The organism is Paraburkholderia sediminicola, assembly GCF_046026855.1.
GTDB classification, from domain to species: domain Bacteria; phylum Pseudomonadota; class Gammaproteobacteria; order Burkholderiales; family Burkholderiaceae; genus Paraburkholderia; species Paraburkholderia sediminicola_A.
On the sequence record NZ_JAQQET010000042.1, the window covers coordinates 13,808 to 28,453 of the forward strand.

General features: G+C 61.7%; 13 protein-coding genes and 1 tRNA gene. 5 read left to right on the forward strand and 9 right to left on the reverse strand.

The annotated features are described in order from the left end of the window. Positions 1-12 precede the first annotated feature (12 nt). From PQR40_RS33660 to dhaL, 4 genes are all read left to right on the forward strand, one after another. Positions 13-1,293, forward strand: a complete 1,281-nt coding sequence (locus PQR40_RS33660; protein WP_408240209.1) for a Zn-dependent hydrolase — start codon at positions 13-15, stop codon at positions 1,291-1,293. After that, positions 1,290-2,780, forward strand: a complete 1,491-nt coding sequence (locus PQR40_RS33665) for a M81 family metallopeptidase (RefSeq protein ID WP_408240212.1) — start codon at positions 1,290-1,292, stop codon at positions 2,778-2,780. Before PQR40_RS33660 ends, PQR40_RS33665 begins: the two co-directional genes overlap by 4 nt. A 125-nt stretch (positions 2,781-2,905) precedes the next feature. Next, positions 2,906-2,982, forward strand: a tRNA-Val gene (locus tag PQR40_RS33670). 350 nt (positions 2,983-3,332) lie between these two features. Continuing rightward, a complete protein-coding gene (dhaL, locus tag PQR40_RS33675) occupies positions 3,333-5,039 on the forward strand; it encodes a dihydroxyacetone kinase subunit DhaL (protein ID WP_408393582.1) in 1,707 nt (568 codons plus the stop codon). A gap of 109 nt (positions 5,040-5,148) precedes the next feature. Here the strand turns inward: dhaL and PQR40_RS33680 are convergent, their stop codons facing one another. The 7 genes from PQR40_RS33680 to PQR40_RS33710 all read right to left on the reverse strand — a co-directional run bounded on the left by PQR40_RS33680 (position 5,149) and on the right by PQR40_RS33710 (position 10,784). Continuing rightward, complete coding sequence (locus PQR40_RS33680; protein WP_325046042.1) at positions 5,149-5,445, reverse strand: YciI family protein; 297 nt, start codon at positions 5,443-5,445, stop codon at positions 5,149-5,151. 11 nt (positions 5,446-5,456) lie between these two features. Next, positions 5,457-5,741 carry a muconolactone Delta-isomerase gene (catC, locus tag PQR40_RS33685; RefSeq protein WP_408240218.1) on the reverse strand — a complete coding sequence of 95 codons (285 nt, stop codon included), beginning with the start codon at positions 5,739-5,741 and terminating at the stop codon, positions 5,457-5,459. A 52-nt stretch (positions 5,742-5,793) separates the two neighbouring features. Continuing rightward, positions 5,794-7,122 carry a short-chain fatty acid transporter gene (locus PQR40_RS33690; protein WP_408240221.1) on the reverse strand — a complete coding sequence of 443 codons (1,329 nt, stop codon included), beginning with the start codon at positions 7,120-7,122 and terminating at the stop codon, positions 5,794-5,796. A 94-nt stretch (positions 7,123-7,216) separates the two neighbouring features. Next, the gene (locus PQR40_RS33695; RefSeq protein ID WP_408240224.1) at positions 7,217-8,176 is read right to left on the reverse strand and encodes a 3-hydroxyacyl-CoA dehydrogenase; all 960 of its coding nucleotides are present in this window, start codon (positions 8,174-8,176) and stop codon (positions 7,217-7,219) included. 2 nt (positions 8,177-8,178) lie between these two features. Continuing rightward, the gene (locus PQR40_RS33700) at positions 8,179-8,880 is read right to left on the reverse strand and encodes an SDR family oxidoreductase (RefSeq protein ID WP_408510742.1); all 702 of its coding nucleotides are present in this window, start codon (positions 8,878-8,880) and stop codon (positions 8,179-8,181) included. A 33-nt stretch (positions 8,881-8,913) separates the two neighbouring features. After that, positions 8,914-9,966 (reverse strand): cyclase family protein, encoded by a 1,053-nt coding sequence (locus PQR40_RS33705; protein ID WP_408240230.1) that lies wholly within the window; start codon positions 9,964-9,966, stop codon positions 8,914-8,916. Positions 9,967-10,040: 74 nt separating this feature from the next. Beyond that, positions 10,041-10,784 carry an IclR family transcriptional regulator gene (locus PQR40_RS33710; RefSeq protein ID WP_408219793.1) on the reverse strand — a complete coding sequence of 248 codons (744 nt, stop codon included), beginning with the start codon at positions 10,782-10,784 and terminating at the stop codon, positions 10,041-10,043. A gap of 242 nt (positions 10,785-11,026) precedes the next feature. On the opposite strand from PQR40_RS33710, the gene PQR40_RS33715 reads away from it, so the two are divergent. Next, positions 11,027-12,349, forward strand: a complete 1,323-nt coding sequence (locus PQR40_RS33715; protein ID WP_408336082.1) for an MFS transporter — start codon at positions 11,027-11,029, stop codon at positions 12,347-12,349. Positions 12,350-12,442: 93 nt separating this feature from the next. Here PQR40_RS33715 and PQR40_RS33720 read toward each other — a convergent pair whose 3' ends face one another. Together PQR40_RS33720 and PQR40_RS33725 are read right to left on the reverse strand one after the other, a co-directional pair. Beyond that, entirely contained in the window at positions 12,443-13,333 is an 891-nt protein-coding gene (locus PQR40_RS33720; protein WP_408336085.1) for an amidohydrolase family protein, read from the reverse strand. Between the two features lie 2 nt (positions 13,334-13,335). Then, a complete protein-coding gene (locus PQR40_RS33725; protein WP_408510773.1) occupies positions 13,336-14,634 on the reverse strand; it encodes an MFS transporter in 1,299 nt (432 codons plus the stop codon). Positions 14,635-14,646: the final 12 nt, after the last annotated feature.

A 14,646-nucleotide genomic window follows, 5' to 3' on the forward strand; every position in this document is an offset into this window, starting at 1 on the left:
GAGGAAGCATCGATGCAAGTTCATGAATCAACAACCGCCGGGACGCTCGCTGATCTGCGTATCGACGGCGGGCGGCTCTGGGACAGTCTCATGCAACTCGCGCAAATCGGCGCGACGGATAAAGGCGGTGTGTGCCGGCTCGCGTTGACCGAACTGGACCGTAAGGCGCGCGACCTATTTAAAGCGTGGGCGAAGGAGATTGGCTGCAGCGTGCGAATTGACGCGATCGGCAATATCTTCGCGCGTCGCGCGGGTTTGCGTGACGACCTGCCGCCGGTGATGACCGGCAGCCACATCGATACGCAGCCCACGGGCGGTAAATTCGACGGCAATTACGGAGTGCTGGCCGGTCTCGAAGTATTGCGCACACTGGCCGGTGCCAATATACGGACGCTCGCACCGCTGGAAGTCGCGGTATGGACCAATGAAGAAGGCTCGCGTTTCGTGCCGGTGATGATGGGCTCAGGCGTGTTCGCGGGTGCGTTCACGTTGGAGCACGCGCTCGAACAACGCGATCGCGAGGGCATTTCGGTGCGCGACGCACTCGCGTCAATCGGTTATACGGGCGAAAACGGCAAGCCCCATGCAGTCGGCGCGTACTTTGAAGCGCATATCGAACAGGGGCCCGTGCTGGAGGCGCATGACGTGACGATTGGCGTTGTACAGGGCGCGTTAGGCCAACGCTGGTACGACGTGACGGTGCACGGCATGGAGGCGCACGCGGGCCCCACGCCGATGGAACTGCGCCGCGACGCGTTGCTCGTCGCGGCGGATCTGATTCATGCGGTGAATCGCATTGCCCTCGATCACGCGCCGCATGGACGCGGGACGGTCGGCTGGCTCGACGTGCATCCGAATTCGCGCAACGTGATTCCTGGCCGCGTCACCCTCACGGTCGATCTGCGGGCAGCCGACGATGCCTCGCTCTCTGAGATGGATGCCGCGCTACGCGCTGTTTGCGCGGCCGCGGGTAAGCAGGCAGGCATCACCGTCGACGTCGAACAAGTGGTGTATTTCCCACCCCAACCGTTCGCGGCGGATCTGGTCGCCGCAGTTCAGCGCGGTGCGGACACGCTCGGTTTTTCGTCGATGGATGTCATCAGCGGCGCCGGCCACGACGCCGTCTACCTCGCGCGCGTGGCGCCGGCCGCCATGATCTTTGTGCCGTGCAAGGACGGCATTAGCCATAACGAAATCGAAGATGCGCGTGCGGATCACCTGGAAGCCGGCTGCAACGTTCTGTTGCAGGCCATGCTGAACGCCGCACAAACGGCAGGGAGCACGCAGGTATGAAGATCCTGATTGCAAGGATGAATCACGAGACCAACACGTTCTCGCCGGTGGCCACGCCGCTGGCAGCGTTCGGCCGCAACGGCCCGAGCTACGGCGAAGACGCGTTCAACGAAAACAAGGGCATGCAGACGGCAATGGCCGCGTTCATCGACGCAGCCGAGCGCGAGCATGCCGGGATCGTGACGCCCATTTCCGCATCGGCGAATCCGAGCGGCCGGGTCGAGGCCGCCGCTTATGACGCGATCTGCGACGCGATCGTTGCGGCCGCAACAGGTTGCGATGCCGTGATGCTCGACCTGCACGGCGCGATGGTCGCCGAGAATTCGAACGACGGTGAGGGCGATCTGCTCGAACGCGTACGCGCCGCATTGCCTGATGCACCTATTGCGGTTGCACTCGATTTGCATGGCAACGTCACGCAAAAGATGATCGATAACGCCGACGTGATCGTCAGTTTCAAAACTTATCCGCATGTCGATATGTACGAGACTGGCGCACATGCAGCGCGTCTGATGTTCGACCTGGTCCACGGCAAGGCGACGCCGGTGATCGCGTGGCGCCAACCGCCGTTGCTCACCCATACGCTGCGCAGCGCGACGGCCGAAGGCGCGATGAAACGTGCCGTGGACGCCGCGCGTGCAGCAGAGGCCGATGGCATGCTCGCGGCGTCGGTGTTGTCCGGTTTCTCGCTAGCCGATATCGAGGCGCCGTGTATCAGCATCGTCGTGGTGGCGAACGGCGAGCGTGAGCAGGCGGAAGCGGTGGCGGAACGCATCGCGCGGCAGATATGGAACGAGCGCGAGGATTTCGTTTATCGCAGCGCGCCGCTGGCGGAGTCGGTGGCACAAGCCGCAGCGCTTGCGCAGGGCGCGGACAAACCAGTGCTATTGCTCGATCACGGCGACAACTGCATGTCGGGCGGCACGTGCGACACGATGGATCTGCTGGATGAAGCGCTCAGGCAGAAGCTCGAAGGGATCGTCAGTGGGCCGCTGTGCGATCCGCAAGCCGTCGCGGCACTGATGGCGGCGGGCGTCGGCAGCACGGTGACGGTGACGATCGGCAACAAGGTCTCAGGCAGCGCGGTGACCCCGCAGCCACCGGTTGCCGTGACTGGTGTGGTGCGTGCGCTGACCGATGGCGAATACATCATCAGCGGCCCGACCTACACAGGTCAGCGTGCGTTCATGGGGCGCGCTGCGGTACTCGACACCGGCACGGTCAAGCTCGTGATAACCGAGCGCACGCACGAACCATGGGACCTCGGCGTATTCGAGAGCGTCGGCATCGATCCGCGCCGTGCGCGTTTCCTGTTGCTCAAATCACGCATGTACTGCCGCCCGGTCTTTGTGCCGATCGCCGCAGCGTTGGTGGAGTGCGATAGCCGCGGCGTGACGAGTTCGGATTACGGGCTGTTCAAGTTCAAACACGTGAGGCGGCCGGTTTTTCCGCTGGATACGCAGACCGAGTGGGCGTCGACGAACTGAAGCGAGTTGCCTGAGGAACCGCACGGCGAACTGCGCGACGAAACCAATGAACCCCCGCTCGTAAACATACTTGCCGTGTGGGACTTGTGCGCCGCTCCCGGAGTCTCTATAATTCGCGCCTCTAAAGGCTCGTAGCTCAGTTGGTTAGAGCACCACCTTGACATGGTGGGGGTCGTTGGTTCGAATCCAATCGAGCCTACCAACGCATAGTGACGCAGACGAAAGCGGTTCAGCTTTCGTCTGCTGTCATGTTCTTGCTTCCTAGGCGCACATTGTCATCGTGCGACCGTCCCGCCAGTCTCTCCCCTCCGTATTGCTTGTATTTCGCCACAGCTTGACTCGTTCGCGATTTATTCGCGCGCTCGCTGCATGTCGATGCATTTTCACTAGCGCATGGCGGTCACGCATGCCGGGGCATTTGCGTAAGTACCGCCGCCGCTTCACGTCGCATTCTTCCAATGCTTGGTACAGTTGAGCCTTCAGGTTCCGCAACTGCATAAACTGCCGTGAGCTCGCGACATAGCGCCGGCAGCTTAATAGGATGCTGACACAATGAAGAAGCTCATCAACGACGTCTCCGCAGTCGTCCCCGACATGCTCGACGGACTCGCGGCGCTCAATCCCAATCTTTTGTTGTTGCAAGGCAGCACGATCGTCGTGCGCGCCGACGCCGAGGCTGTTGCCGCACGCGGAGAAGTCGCGTTGATCTCGGGGGGCGGCTCGGGCCACGAACCGGCTCATGGCGGCTACGTAGGTCATGGCATGCTGAGTGCAGCGGTAGCGGGCGAGGTGTTCACGTCGCCCTCCACGGACGCCGTGCTCGACGCGATCCACGCAGTAGCCGGCGCCGCGGGTGTTCTGCTGATCGTAAAGAACTACACGGGCGACCGCTTCAACTTCGGCCTCTCCGCCGAGATCGCACGCGCGGAGGGTATCCCCACAGAAATGGTGATGGTCGCCGACGACGTCGCCTTGACGGCGAGCGGTGACCACGTAGGTCGTCGCGGGCTCGCAGGGACTGTGCTGGTTCACAAGATTGCCGGCGCGGCCGCCGCAGCGGGACGTCCATTAGCCGAGGTTGCACAGATTGCGCGCGACGTGGCCGCCTCGCTCGGCACAATGGGCGTCGCGCTCACGCCGTGCACGGTGCCGGCCGCGGGCAAGCCGGGCTTCGAGCTGGCCGATGGCGAAATCGAATGGGGCCTCGGCATTCATGGCGAACCCGGTGTGGAGCGCGGCGCGCTGGAACCCGCCGACGCAATCGTCGAAAGACTGCTGGCGAAGATCGTCGACGACTTGTCGTTGCAACCTGGCGCGCGGGTGGCTTTGCTGGTGAACAATCTCGGTGGCACGCCTGCGAGCGAATTGAGCATCGTGGCCGGGTCCGCGCTTCGTTATCTGGGGGCACACGGCATCCATGTCGAACGTGCGTGGGCCGGTATATTCCTGAGCGCGCTCGAGATGTCGGGCGTCTCGTTGACATTGCTGCGCGTGGACGACGAGCGGCTCGGCTGGCTCGACGCCGCCGCGCACACCAGCGCATGGCCTGCGCTGAGCGGGCGCGTCGCGCAGGTTTCTGTGCGGCCCGCACCTGCTACGCCCGATCGTACAAACGGCGCGACACTCACGCGGGAGGCGACTCTGCGCCACGTGATCGAAGGCGTTTGCGCGTGCCTGCTCGAAGCCGAACCCACCTTGACCGACATGGATCAACGCGTCGGCGATGGCGACCTCGGCATCAGTCTGTCACGCGGGGCGCGCGGCATTCTCCATGAACTCGATACCTATCCTGCGGAAACAACACCGGGCGCCGTGTTGCGCAGTATGTCCGCAACAGTCCGGCGCGTGGTCGGCGGCACGTCGGGCCCGCTTTACGCAGTGATGTTGTTGCGTGCGGCGGTCGCGCTCGAACAACAGGGTGGATCGTCGGCGAGGGTGTGGTCGGCGGCGTTTAGTGATGGCGTCGCTGGATTGATGGATTTAGGCGGTGCGCATCCGGGCGATCGCACGATGGTCGACGCGCTGAAACCCGCCGCCGATGCATTGCACGCTGCGCTCGCCAAGTCAGAAGACGGGCTCGATGCGGTATTGAAAGCAGCGGTCGATGCTGCAACCGAAGGCGCGGCGCAAACAGCATTGATGCATCCGCGGCGCGGACGGTCGAGTTATGTTGGCGATCGCGCGCTCGGTTATGCGGACCCGGGTGCGCATGCCGTGGCGTTGTGGCTCGCTGCGATTCGCGCGGCGCTGGCTGATTGAGCGGCTAAATCGCTAACCGAGCACCGAGCACCGAGCACCGACAACCACGGCCGCAAAAACATGCAAAAGCCCGTACGACTAACGCCGGGCCCACGCGCATACGCCTAACTCAAAGACAGCACTCGCCATCGAAATACGCCTTGCGCCAGCGCGTGATCGTCACGCGCTCGAACAAGTCGACCAGAGAAAACGGATCGGCGGCAATAAACTTTTCAGCTTCCTCGCGCGTTTCCAGATCGACGACATACACGCCGCCGCCCGCGCCGCTACCGTCGTCGTTCAGCTTTGCGCCGCAGGCGAGCAGCAGCGCCTTGTTCTTTTCCAGAAACGCCAGGTGCGTCTCGCGCTCGCGCGTGCGGACGTCGGCGTGACCGGGCTTGTCGAAAGTTTCGATGATATAGGGCATGCGTGTTCCCTTCAGTTCGGCGCGATAGCGGACGGATGTTGCGCGAGCGGCGTAACGTTGACAACCATATACGGAAACAGCGGCAGCGAACTGAGCAGCGTATGCAGCTCGTCGTTCGACTCGACGTCGAACACGCTGTAATTCGCGTACTGTCCGGCCACGCGCCAAAGATGACGCCACGTGCCCTCATGTTGCAGCTTCTGCGAGAACGCCTTCTCTTCGGCCTTCAGGCGATCGGTGAGTGCCTTATCGGCGTCGGCAGGAATCTGAACCTGCATATGAACGAGATACAGCATTCGAACTTCTCCATCGAATGAATAGACCGCCTTGCGGCGGCCGCATGTTTGCTCAACCCCAGGCGAGAATCGCCACGGTGTACACGATGCCGATCCAGAACATCATGATGACTGTATAGCCCATGATGTCCTTCAGTTTCAGCTTCGACAGCGCGAGCGCTGGCAGAATCCAGAACGGCTGGACCAGATCGTTCCATGCATTGCCGAGCATCACGGCGGTCGCGGTATGTGCTACCGATGCACCAATCGACTTGGCCGCCTCGATCATGAACGGCCCTTGAATCACCCAGTGACCGCCGCCCGAAGGTGCGAAGAAATTGATGAAAAACGAACTGATCAAACCCCAGAATGGCAACGTCGCAGGCGTCGCGATCTTGACGAAAAAATGCGAGAACGTGTTGACCAGGCCCGAAGACGCCATGATCGCCATGATGCCCGCATAGAACGGATACTGCAGGATGATGCCGCCGATCGTGCGAATGCCTTCGTTCAGCTTTTCGACATAGCGAATCGGCGTGCCCAGCAGGATGATGCCCAGAAACAGAATGATGAAGTTGATCAGGTTCAGGTCCATGGAACCGCCGCCGTGGAAGTACAGCACCACGTAGACCACGCCGATGGCGCCGATCAGGTAGCTCAGCAGGCGGCTGTTGTTCAGGCGATTCGCAATCGTGTTGCTTTCGTCGACATCCACTGCCGGTGCCATTGCTTTGGGCGCGTCGTTCAACGCGCGGTCGATCTCCGTAACTGGCTGGCCTGGTTTGGGATGCAGCCAGGCATTCAGCAGCGGCAGTGTGATGATGACGACGAGGCTCGTGATCAGCATCGCAGGCGAGAAAATCGTTTCCGACAGCGGAATCACACCCATCTGCGCTTCCATCGGGTGACCCTTGGTGGAGATCAGCACCGGAATACTCGCCGACAAACCGAGACCGTACATCGTAAAGCCGCTATAGGCCGACGCGATGATCAGCGGGTAATGCACGCCTTTGATGCTCATCGCCAGCTTGCGCGCAACGATCCCACCGATCACCAGACCGAAGCCCCAGTTCAGGTAGCTGCCGATACCGCCAACGAGCGTCGCGACGATCACCGCCATGCGCGGATCGTGCACCCGAGCGACGAGTCGATCGAGGAAACGCTCGGTGAGCGGTGCGGTGGCGAGCACATAGCCCATTGCGAGAATCACAGCCATTTGCGTCGTAAACGCGAGCAGCGCCCAGAAGCCCTTGCCCCAACTCAGCGTGAGCGCGCTCACCGCCTGGCCTTGAACCAGCACGGCGAGAATCATCGTGAGCAGGGTGAGGCCGATGGCGAAGACGAACGGATCGGGCAGATACTTGCGCATCAGCTCCGTGAAGAAAGCGGTAATTTTCTGCATGTGACTGTCTCTAGCTTTGGTCGAATAGTATTTATCGGGTCATGCGGCGGATACTGCGAATACGGCAGATACAGTGGATGAGTCCGGCTGTGGCTTATGAATCGTTTTGAGCGGAGTCCTTGCGATAGCGGGCCAGCCTCATCAATGCGCGGTCACGCCACGCAACGCGTTGTTCCCACTGTTCGAGCGGCAACGCGCTGCGTCGCGCGGCTTCCACGCCGGCGACGAGTTCCGGCGTCCACGGATCGTTCTGGCCGCGCTCCGCGCCCATGCGCGCATACGACGGTCCCATCTTCTGCGCATGCGAAGCGATGCCGCCGCGCGTATTCAGATCGGCGGTTTCGAACGGCCCGATCACCGACCAGCGCAACCCCAGCCCTTCGCGTACGACGGTATCGACGTCGTCCACTGACGCAACGCCGTCGCGCACGAGGCAATACGCTTCGCGCAATAACGCGCCTTGCAGCCGGTTGAAGATGAAACCTTCCACTTCTTTCGCGACGCGCACCGGCTTGAGGCCGGCCTCGGTGAAGAGGCCGATTGCACGGATAACGGCGTCGTCATTGGTAAAGGGCGCGGGCACGATTTCAACGACGGGAATCAGATACGGCGGATTGCCCGGATGAGCGACGAGGCACCGGCCACGACCCGGCAGTGTTTCATCGACAAAGCGTGAAGTCGCCAGAAACGACGACGCGCTCGCCAGAATCGCTTGCGGCGGCGCAGCGCGATCGAGTTCGATGAACAACTCACGTTTAATTTCTTCACGCTCCGGTGCGCATTCCTGCACGAGATCGGCGTCAGCCGCTGCTTCTTCTAAAGTCGCGACGATTTCAACGCGTGCTGCTACATCGTGGGTGGATTCGTCGAGCAGACCGAAGCGCGTCACCTCGATAAGCCGTTGCATGACTTCGGCCGGCGCAAGTTCACGCCGCTCGGCCGCTGGATCGAATAGACGCACTTGCCAGCCGGCCCGCGCGAATACCACGGCGAAGGCAATGCCGATACTCCCACCACCGATGATTCCCACACGCCGCGTAGCCTGTGCGTCCATGCTCAGACTCCCGCGACGCCGACAGTCATGCCGCCGCACACGTACAACACCTGGCCCGTGACGAACCCGCTGCGTGCATCGAGCAGATAGGACGCGGCATGCGCGACGTCTTCTGGCGTTCCCACACGCTTGACCGGCACGCTGTCGATGATCGCGCGCGTGCGCGGTGCATCCGGCGGATTCGCGCGATCGAACAGTTCAGTGCGGATCGGGCCCGGACCGATCGCATTGGCGGTGACGCCGAACGCGCCGAGTTCGAGCGCCCACACACGCGTCATGCCGATCAATGCGGCTTTGGTTGCCGAATAGGCGGTGCGCAATTCCTTGCCGAGCGCCGCCCGCGACGACATATTCACGATGCGGCCGAAACCCTCTGCCTTCATGCCCGGCAACAACGCCTGCATGCATTGCAGCGAACAGCGCACGTTGAGCGCCCATGCGCGTTCGAGTTCTTCGAGCGATTGCTGTTCCGCATTCGCCGGCATCACGACGCCGACGTTATTCACGAGACGTGTGATCGGACCGTCTTGGAGTGCGCGTTCGAGCGCCGCCGCTGTTGCCTGCGGGTCCGACAGATCGGCGATCAGTCCATCGCCGACGCGATCGATCACGACCACGTCGTAACCGTCCGCCTTGCAACGTTCAGCGCATGCCGCGCCGATGCCGGCTGCGCCGCCGGTAATCAAAACTCGTTCTTTGGCCATGTTTCGGATTCAGGGTAATAAAAGAGGAAAGGCTCAGACGGTGGCAATCGGCGTAACTGGCGAACCCATCGCGCCCGGCAACCTGAGCGGCGGCGCCGTCAGCATGAAATGCGAGCGGCCGTTGGCGCGCAGCCACACGGCGAGATCGCGCAAGTACCAGAGTTCTCCGAGCGGCAAACCAAGCTTGAAGAGGCAATGGTGATGCAGTGGCATCAACGGATGCTCGCCAGGCCTGGCCGGTGCGCGTGCTGGATAGCGTTCCACTGCGTAGTTATCCGCAGCGAGCGCGGCGATGCCGGAATCGGTGATCCATTGCAGCAGGCGTTCGTCGCGGCCGTCGAGTGCGCAGCAGTGGCTGTTGAGCACGCTTTCGTCAGGCAGGCGATTCATCTCCAGCACCATCTCGGCGAAGCCGGTACGCAGCACCAGCATGTCGCCGCGTTCGATCTCGACTTGATCGGCTTCGATCGCAAACATCAGATCGTCATAGCCGACCGTTCGATGTTCGCGCGCATAGTGCGCCACCAGATCGACTAGTACGCCGCGACCCTGCATGCCCTTCACGGCGAGGTTCTCAATGCCGAGCACGTCGGCATGGCTGTGTTCGCTGCCGCAAGCATGTGGCGCGAAGCCTTCGTCCGCCCGGTACTCGATCGGCCCGACGATATCTGTATTGGCGCGATAGCCGTTGTAGTAGACGCTTTCCGGCACGCCGTCGCCGTCCGCATCGAAGCGTGCGCCCACGTGCGCGAGCGAATCCCATTGCGTCGAGTACTGCAGGCTCAACAGCACCTGGTCGTCGCTGACCACGTCGGTCGCGCCCGCTTCGTTGCGCGCGAACGGGAAGTTGACGTAGGGCAAGCCGTCTTTGAACGTCGGCCGTAGCACGGGGGGATGACGGCGCACGTTGAGCTTGCTGTCGCCGGGAAAGTCGAGCGGCAACGACAGGCAGAAGCTCAACCCTGCACGGATTTCACGCGCGCCTTTGAGGACCTGTTCCGTGCCGATCAGATTCGGCCTGCCGAGTTGATCGTCGGGGCCGAAGTCGCCCCAGTTCGATCCTTCGGGTTTGTTCTTCCAGCGCATTTCACGTTCCTTTGCTGATCTGGCCTGTGCGCTTCGCCGTTCGGAGCGCAAGCAATGAACGGCAGTGCGCGTTGTCACGCGAGCAGTGCGGGCGGGATCTGGCCATAAATTTCAAGCAGCGCTTCGATCGCGCGGGGTTCGTTTTTCAACAGCCGCGCCTTCGGGCCGCCAATCACGAGCGCGAACGCCTCGCCATGAATCAGGAAACCGCGTGCCAGTCCGGCCACGTCTTCGACGTTTTCGCCCGTCGAGCGATGCCAGCCGTTCTTCACGCCTTGCTCCACTTCGACCTCCAGCGTCTTCCGGTCGATCACCGAACCATCGGTCGATGCGGTCAGGGGCTCGCAACTGTCGAGCAGCTTGCGCCGCGCGTCTGTGGAAAGGGCGCCGAGCAAAGCCTTGCCCGCCGCGCTGGCATGCAGGTACATGAAGCCGCCAGGCTCGTCGCTATAACGGATTTTCTGGCGCGACTCCATCACGTCGAGATAGACGACGCGGTTGCCGGCCAGCGTGGCGAGCGCCGCGGTCTCGCCGGTGGCGTCGCGCAGGGAGGTGAGCAGCGGCTGGAACAGCAGCGTCAACGGGTCCTCGCTGCAAATGTCGCGAGCGACATGCAACAGCCGTTGCGTTGGGTAATAGCCGGCCTTCACGCCCGGTGCGTAGAGATAGCCCTTAGCCACCATCGTTTGCAGGAGCGCGTGACAACTCGATAGCGGGATCTCGGTTCGACGCGCGATCTCGCTATAGATCATGGGCTGCCGCACTTCGGCAAAGAGATTTATCACGTCGAAGACGCGCACTGCAGTTTTCACATCCATGAGAACATTATCGGTATTTCGATAACACGATGGCAATAGGGTGCGGGGTATACACCTATGCCCTGATGTCCTGCTATGGAGTGGTTTCAGGGTAATCCCTTAATTGACGCCCGTTAGGAGCGATCCCTATAGTCGCGCTTTCTGTTCGCTAAAGGAAAGTAAGTTCTTTATGCGAACAAAAGCGATGAGCGGACGCTGAGTCCGTCTCGTGCATTCGCGACACAAAATGGAGACGTACCACGATGGCGCTCACGCTCGAAACGCAACACCGAAATGCCCGCAAAGCGGGCATTGCATCATTCGTTGGGACAACGATCGAATGGTATGACTTCTATGCGTACAGCACGGCGGCGGCGCTAGTGCTCGGCAAGATCTTCTTCCCGACAACCTCGGCGCTGGCCGGCACGCTCGCGGCGTTCGCAACTTTCTGGGTCGGCTTTCTGGCGCGGCCGATCGGCGGGATCATCTTCGGTCACCTCGGCGATAAGGTCGGCCGTAAGAAGACGCTGATCATCACGCTGATGTTGATGGGTTGTTGCACGACCGGCATGGGTCTGCTGCCCACCTACAACCAGGTCGGGCTATTAGCGCCCGCGTTGCTGATTCTGCTCCGTCTGATGCAGGGTATTGCGATGGGCGGTGAGTGGGGCGGTGCCGTGGTGCTGTCGTCGGAACACGCGCCGAAGGGCAAGGAGATTCTCTATTCCGCTTTCGCGCAGCAGGGCTCGCCTGCGGGCAACCTGCTGGCGACCGTGGCTTTCCTGCTGACTTCGATGCTGCCCGATCACCAGTTTATGACGTGGGGCTGGCGCATTCCGTTTCTGTTCTCAGCGTTGCTGGTGGTGGTCGGCATGTTTATCCGCATGAGCGTTGAAGAGTCGCCGGCCATGCAGGAGTTGAAGGACAGGAACCAGGTCGCGAAACTGCCAATCGGCGAAGTCTTGCGCAACCATAAAGGCCTGGTGGCGATGGGCGTGGGCGCCTGCGTGATCGGCCTGTCGGCAACTTACTTCAAAACGACTTTTGCGTTGTCGTGGGCGGTAACGAGCATCGGTTTCGACCGCACGCAGTTTCTCACGGTGATTACCGGCGCGATCATCGTGCAACTCATTGTGCAGCCGTTCGGCGCGGTACTCGCCACGAAAATGGACCTGAAGAAAGCAGTCATTTACATGCTGGTACCTGAAATCGTTGCACTGCCGCTGATGTTCTCGCTGATCGCCACCGGCTCGACGAAACTGGCGATGCTGGGCATGGCACTCGCCTCGATTCCGCACTCGCTGTACTACGCCGCGATGGCCGGCATTCTGGCGAAGTCGTTCCCGGTTCAGGTGCGCTACACCGGTATTTCGCTTTCCTATCAGATTTGCGGAATGGTGTTCGCCGGTACTACGCCGATTCTCGGACAGTACCTGCTGGGCGCGACCGGATCGATTCTTTCAGTTGTCGCGCTGGGGATTTTGCATGTGCTGATTACGCTGTTCTGCGCGCTGGGATTGATCACACGTATGCATCAGGAGGGGGCGCGCGACGCAGCCCGTTCGGCTGCGCTGGCGCAGAGCTGATCGCTCTCTGGCCGAAAGCGTGCTGCCACTAGCCTGAAGAAGCAGTCCGCCGTCGCCGACGAGGCGCGGCGGACTTTGGCCTGGTCGCTTCGCTCAGGAAGCGCGCTGCAGCGCCGTCGTTGTCGACACGCTGCAGTTCCCGGATTCCTGCTCGAAGCTGTAGAACGAGGCAGGGGTTGTGCATAGAATCGCGTCGACCACCGCTGCGTCCAGGCTGAGTTCCAATAGCGTCGATAACGACTGGCCGTAGTTCATCACCTGTTCGTACTGGGTATGGGGCCAGTCGCTTCCCCACATCAGCCGCTCAGCGCCGAAGTGTTCGACAAGCCGACTCGTCGCCTCATGCACAAAGTCAGAACCGGCAAGCGCACATCGGTAGGCGCCCGAGACCTTGACCCACACGCGGCCAGTTCTGCCATACCCGAGCAACGTTTTGAAGCCGGGATCGTGAATTCCTTTCTCAGGGTCGGGTCGTCCAAAATGATCGACGACCACGGGTACCCCGGCCTCCAGCAGCCGGTCGAGCATCGGCGCCAGGTCCCGCGCATTCCGGTGTAGTTCGACGTGCCAACCCAGTCTTGACAATCGTTCGAGCAAGGGTGTCCATGATTTCGCTGCCAGATCCGGCAATGGCTGATCGATCAGGTTGAGCCGTATACCGGTTATCCCTTGACCATGCAGTTCGACCAACTCTTCCTCGGAAACATCAGGCGCGACGACCGCTACGCCTCTTAAGCGGCGTGTGTCTCGGGACAGTGCTCCCAACAGGTATCGATTGTCTATCCCGAGAAAGCTCGGCTGTACCAGAACCGCGTGCCCGATGTCGTGCGTGTCCAGCAGTTGCAAATAGGTGTCGAGCGTTGCGTCGTAGCCAGGTGCGTAGCGTCGGCTATCCGCGAGCGGCAAGCCTCGCTGGAAGACGTGCGCGTGAGTGTCCACGCGGCAGGAGTGAAACTGGGTGAGGGAGGAGGCGGGCGCACTCATGGTCAGCTCCGCGGCGAGTCCAGGGTCAATCGCGCATTGTCGGCGGCATCGGGCGCAGATTCAGGTACCACGCCACGCAGACGTTTGCCGCGCGTCTCGGGAAGCAGCAACACAGCGATCATTGCGAGGCCGTAAGCAATGGCTGCGTCGATGCCGATCGCCATACCGAGCGACATCGAATGACTCATGTAGCCGACGAGGACAGGAAAGCCCGCCGAGGCGATCCGTCCGAAGTTGTAGCAGAATCCGACGCCCGTGCCGCGCATGTCGGCCGGATACAGTTCATTGAAAAGCGGTCCGAGGCTTGCCGGGATGCCCGCGGCGAACAAGCCGAGTGGGAAGCCCAGCACGAGCATTTGCGTGTTGGTCAGCGGCAGCATCACATAGGCGAGAACCGTAACGATGCAGCAGAACGCGAAGAGGGCGACGTTGCGCCGGCGGCCAATGCGGTCGAGCAGATAGGCGCTTGCCATACAGCCGCACCAGAAAGCCACGATCACGACCGCCAGATAGCCACCGGTGTTCAGGACCGACAGGTGCCGTTCCTTGGCAAGGAAGGTGGGCAGCCAGGTCATGATCGCGTAGTACCCGCCATGAGCGCCGGTGCCTAGCACGGCGCCGATTATGGTGGTCCGGAGCACACGCGGCTGGAAGACCTGGGTTATCTGCCCGAGCACCGAGACCTTGGGTGCTGTGCTTGCAGGCGCAATGCGTACCGGTTCTTTCAGATTGCGGCGTACGAATAGAACAAGGCACGCCGGCACCAGGCCGACGGCGAACATCACGCGCCATGCAGTGTCCGACGGCAACCAGGAGAACGTCGCGGCATACACCAGCACGGCCGCGCCCCACCCAACCGCCCAGGCGCTTTGTACGGCACCCATCGCCTTGCCGCGGTGTTCGGTACGAACGGTTTCCGCCATCAGTACGGCACCTGCGGCCCACTCGCCGCCGAATCCGAATCCTTGCAGCGCCTTGAGAATCAGGAGTTGCGGGAAGTTTTGCGCGAACGCGCAGAGAAAGGTGAAGCCGGCGAACCAGAGGATCGTCATTTGCAACGTCCGGACTCGCCCAATGCGGTCCGACAACGCACCTGCGATCCAGCCGCCGAGTGCCGACGATATCAACGTCACGCTGCTGATCGCGCCGGCCTGCGTATGGTCGATGCCATACGCGGCAATGATCGCGGGAATGGCGAGGGTGAACATCTGCACGTCGAGCGCGTCGAGCCCCCAACCCGCAAAGCACCCCCAAAAGGTGTTGCGTTCGAGGGGCGTGCCCTGCTTGTACCACGTGAACATAGCCATCTCCGT

What these genes read in the sequence shown, in the direction of transcription:
- catC (WP_408240218.1), bottom strand. Translation starts at nt 5,741, where the DNA reads ATGCTGTATCTCGTTCATATGCAGGTTCAGATTCCTGCCGACGCCGAT.
- PQR40_RS33690 (WP_408240221.1), bottom strand. Translation starts at nt 7,122, where the DNA reads ATGCAGAAAATTACCGCTTTCTTCACGGAGCTGATGCGCAAGTATCTG.
- PQR40_RS33715 (WP_408336082.1), top strand. Translation starts at nt 11,027, where the DNA reads ATGGCGCTCACGCTCGAAACGCAACACCGAAATGCCCGCAAAGCGGGC.
- PQR40_RS33695 (WP_408240224.1), bottom strand. Translation starts at nt 8,176, where the DNA reads ATGGACGCACAGGCTACGCGGCGTGTGGGAATCATCGGTGGTGGGAGT.
- PQR40_RS33725 (WP_408510773.1), bottom strand. Translation starts at nt 14,634, where the DNA reads ATGTTCACGTGGTACAAGCAGGGCACGCCCCTCGAACGCAACACCTTT.
- PQR40_RS33680 (WP_325046042.1), bottom strand. Translation starts at nt 5,445, where the DNA reads ATGCCCTATATCATCGAAACTTTCGACAAGCCCGGTCACGCCGACGTC.
- dhaL (WP_408393582.1), top strand. Translation starts at nt 3,333, where the DNA reads ATGAAGAAGCTCATCAACGACGTCTCCGCAGTCGTCCCCGACATGCTC.
- PQR40_RS33720 (WP_408336085.1), bottom strand. Translation starts at nt 13,333, where the DNA reads ATGAGTGCGCCCGCCTCCTCCCTCACCCAGTTTCACTCCTGCCGCGTG.
- PQR40_RS33660 (WP_408240209.1), top strand. Translation starts at nt 13, where the DNA reads ATGCAAGTTCATGAATCAACAACCGCCGGGACGCTCGCTGATCTGCGT.
- PQR40_RS33700 (WP_408510742.1), bottom strand. Translation starts at nt 8,880, where the DNA reads ATGGCCAAAGAACGAGTTTTGATTACCGGCGGCGCAGCCGGCATCGGC.
- PQR40_RS33705 (WP_408240230.1), bottom strand. Translation starts at nt 9,966, where the DNA reads ATGCGCTGGAAGAACAAACCCGAAGGATCGAACTGGGGCGACTTCGGC.
- PQR40_RS33710 (WP_408219793.1), bottom strand. Translation starts at nt 10,784, where the DNA reads ATGGATGTGAAAACTGCAGTGCGCGTCTTCGACGTGATAAATCTCTTT.
- PQR40_RS33665 (WP_408240212.1), top strand. Translation starts at nt 1,290, where the DNA reads ATGAAGATCCTGATTGCAAGGATGAATCACGAGACCAACACGTTCTCG.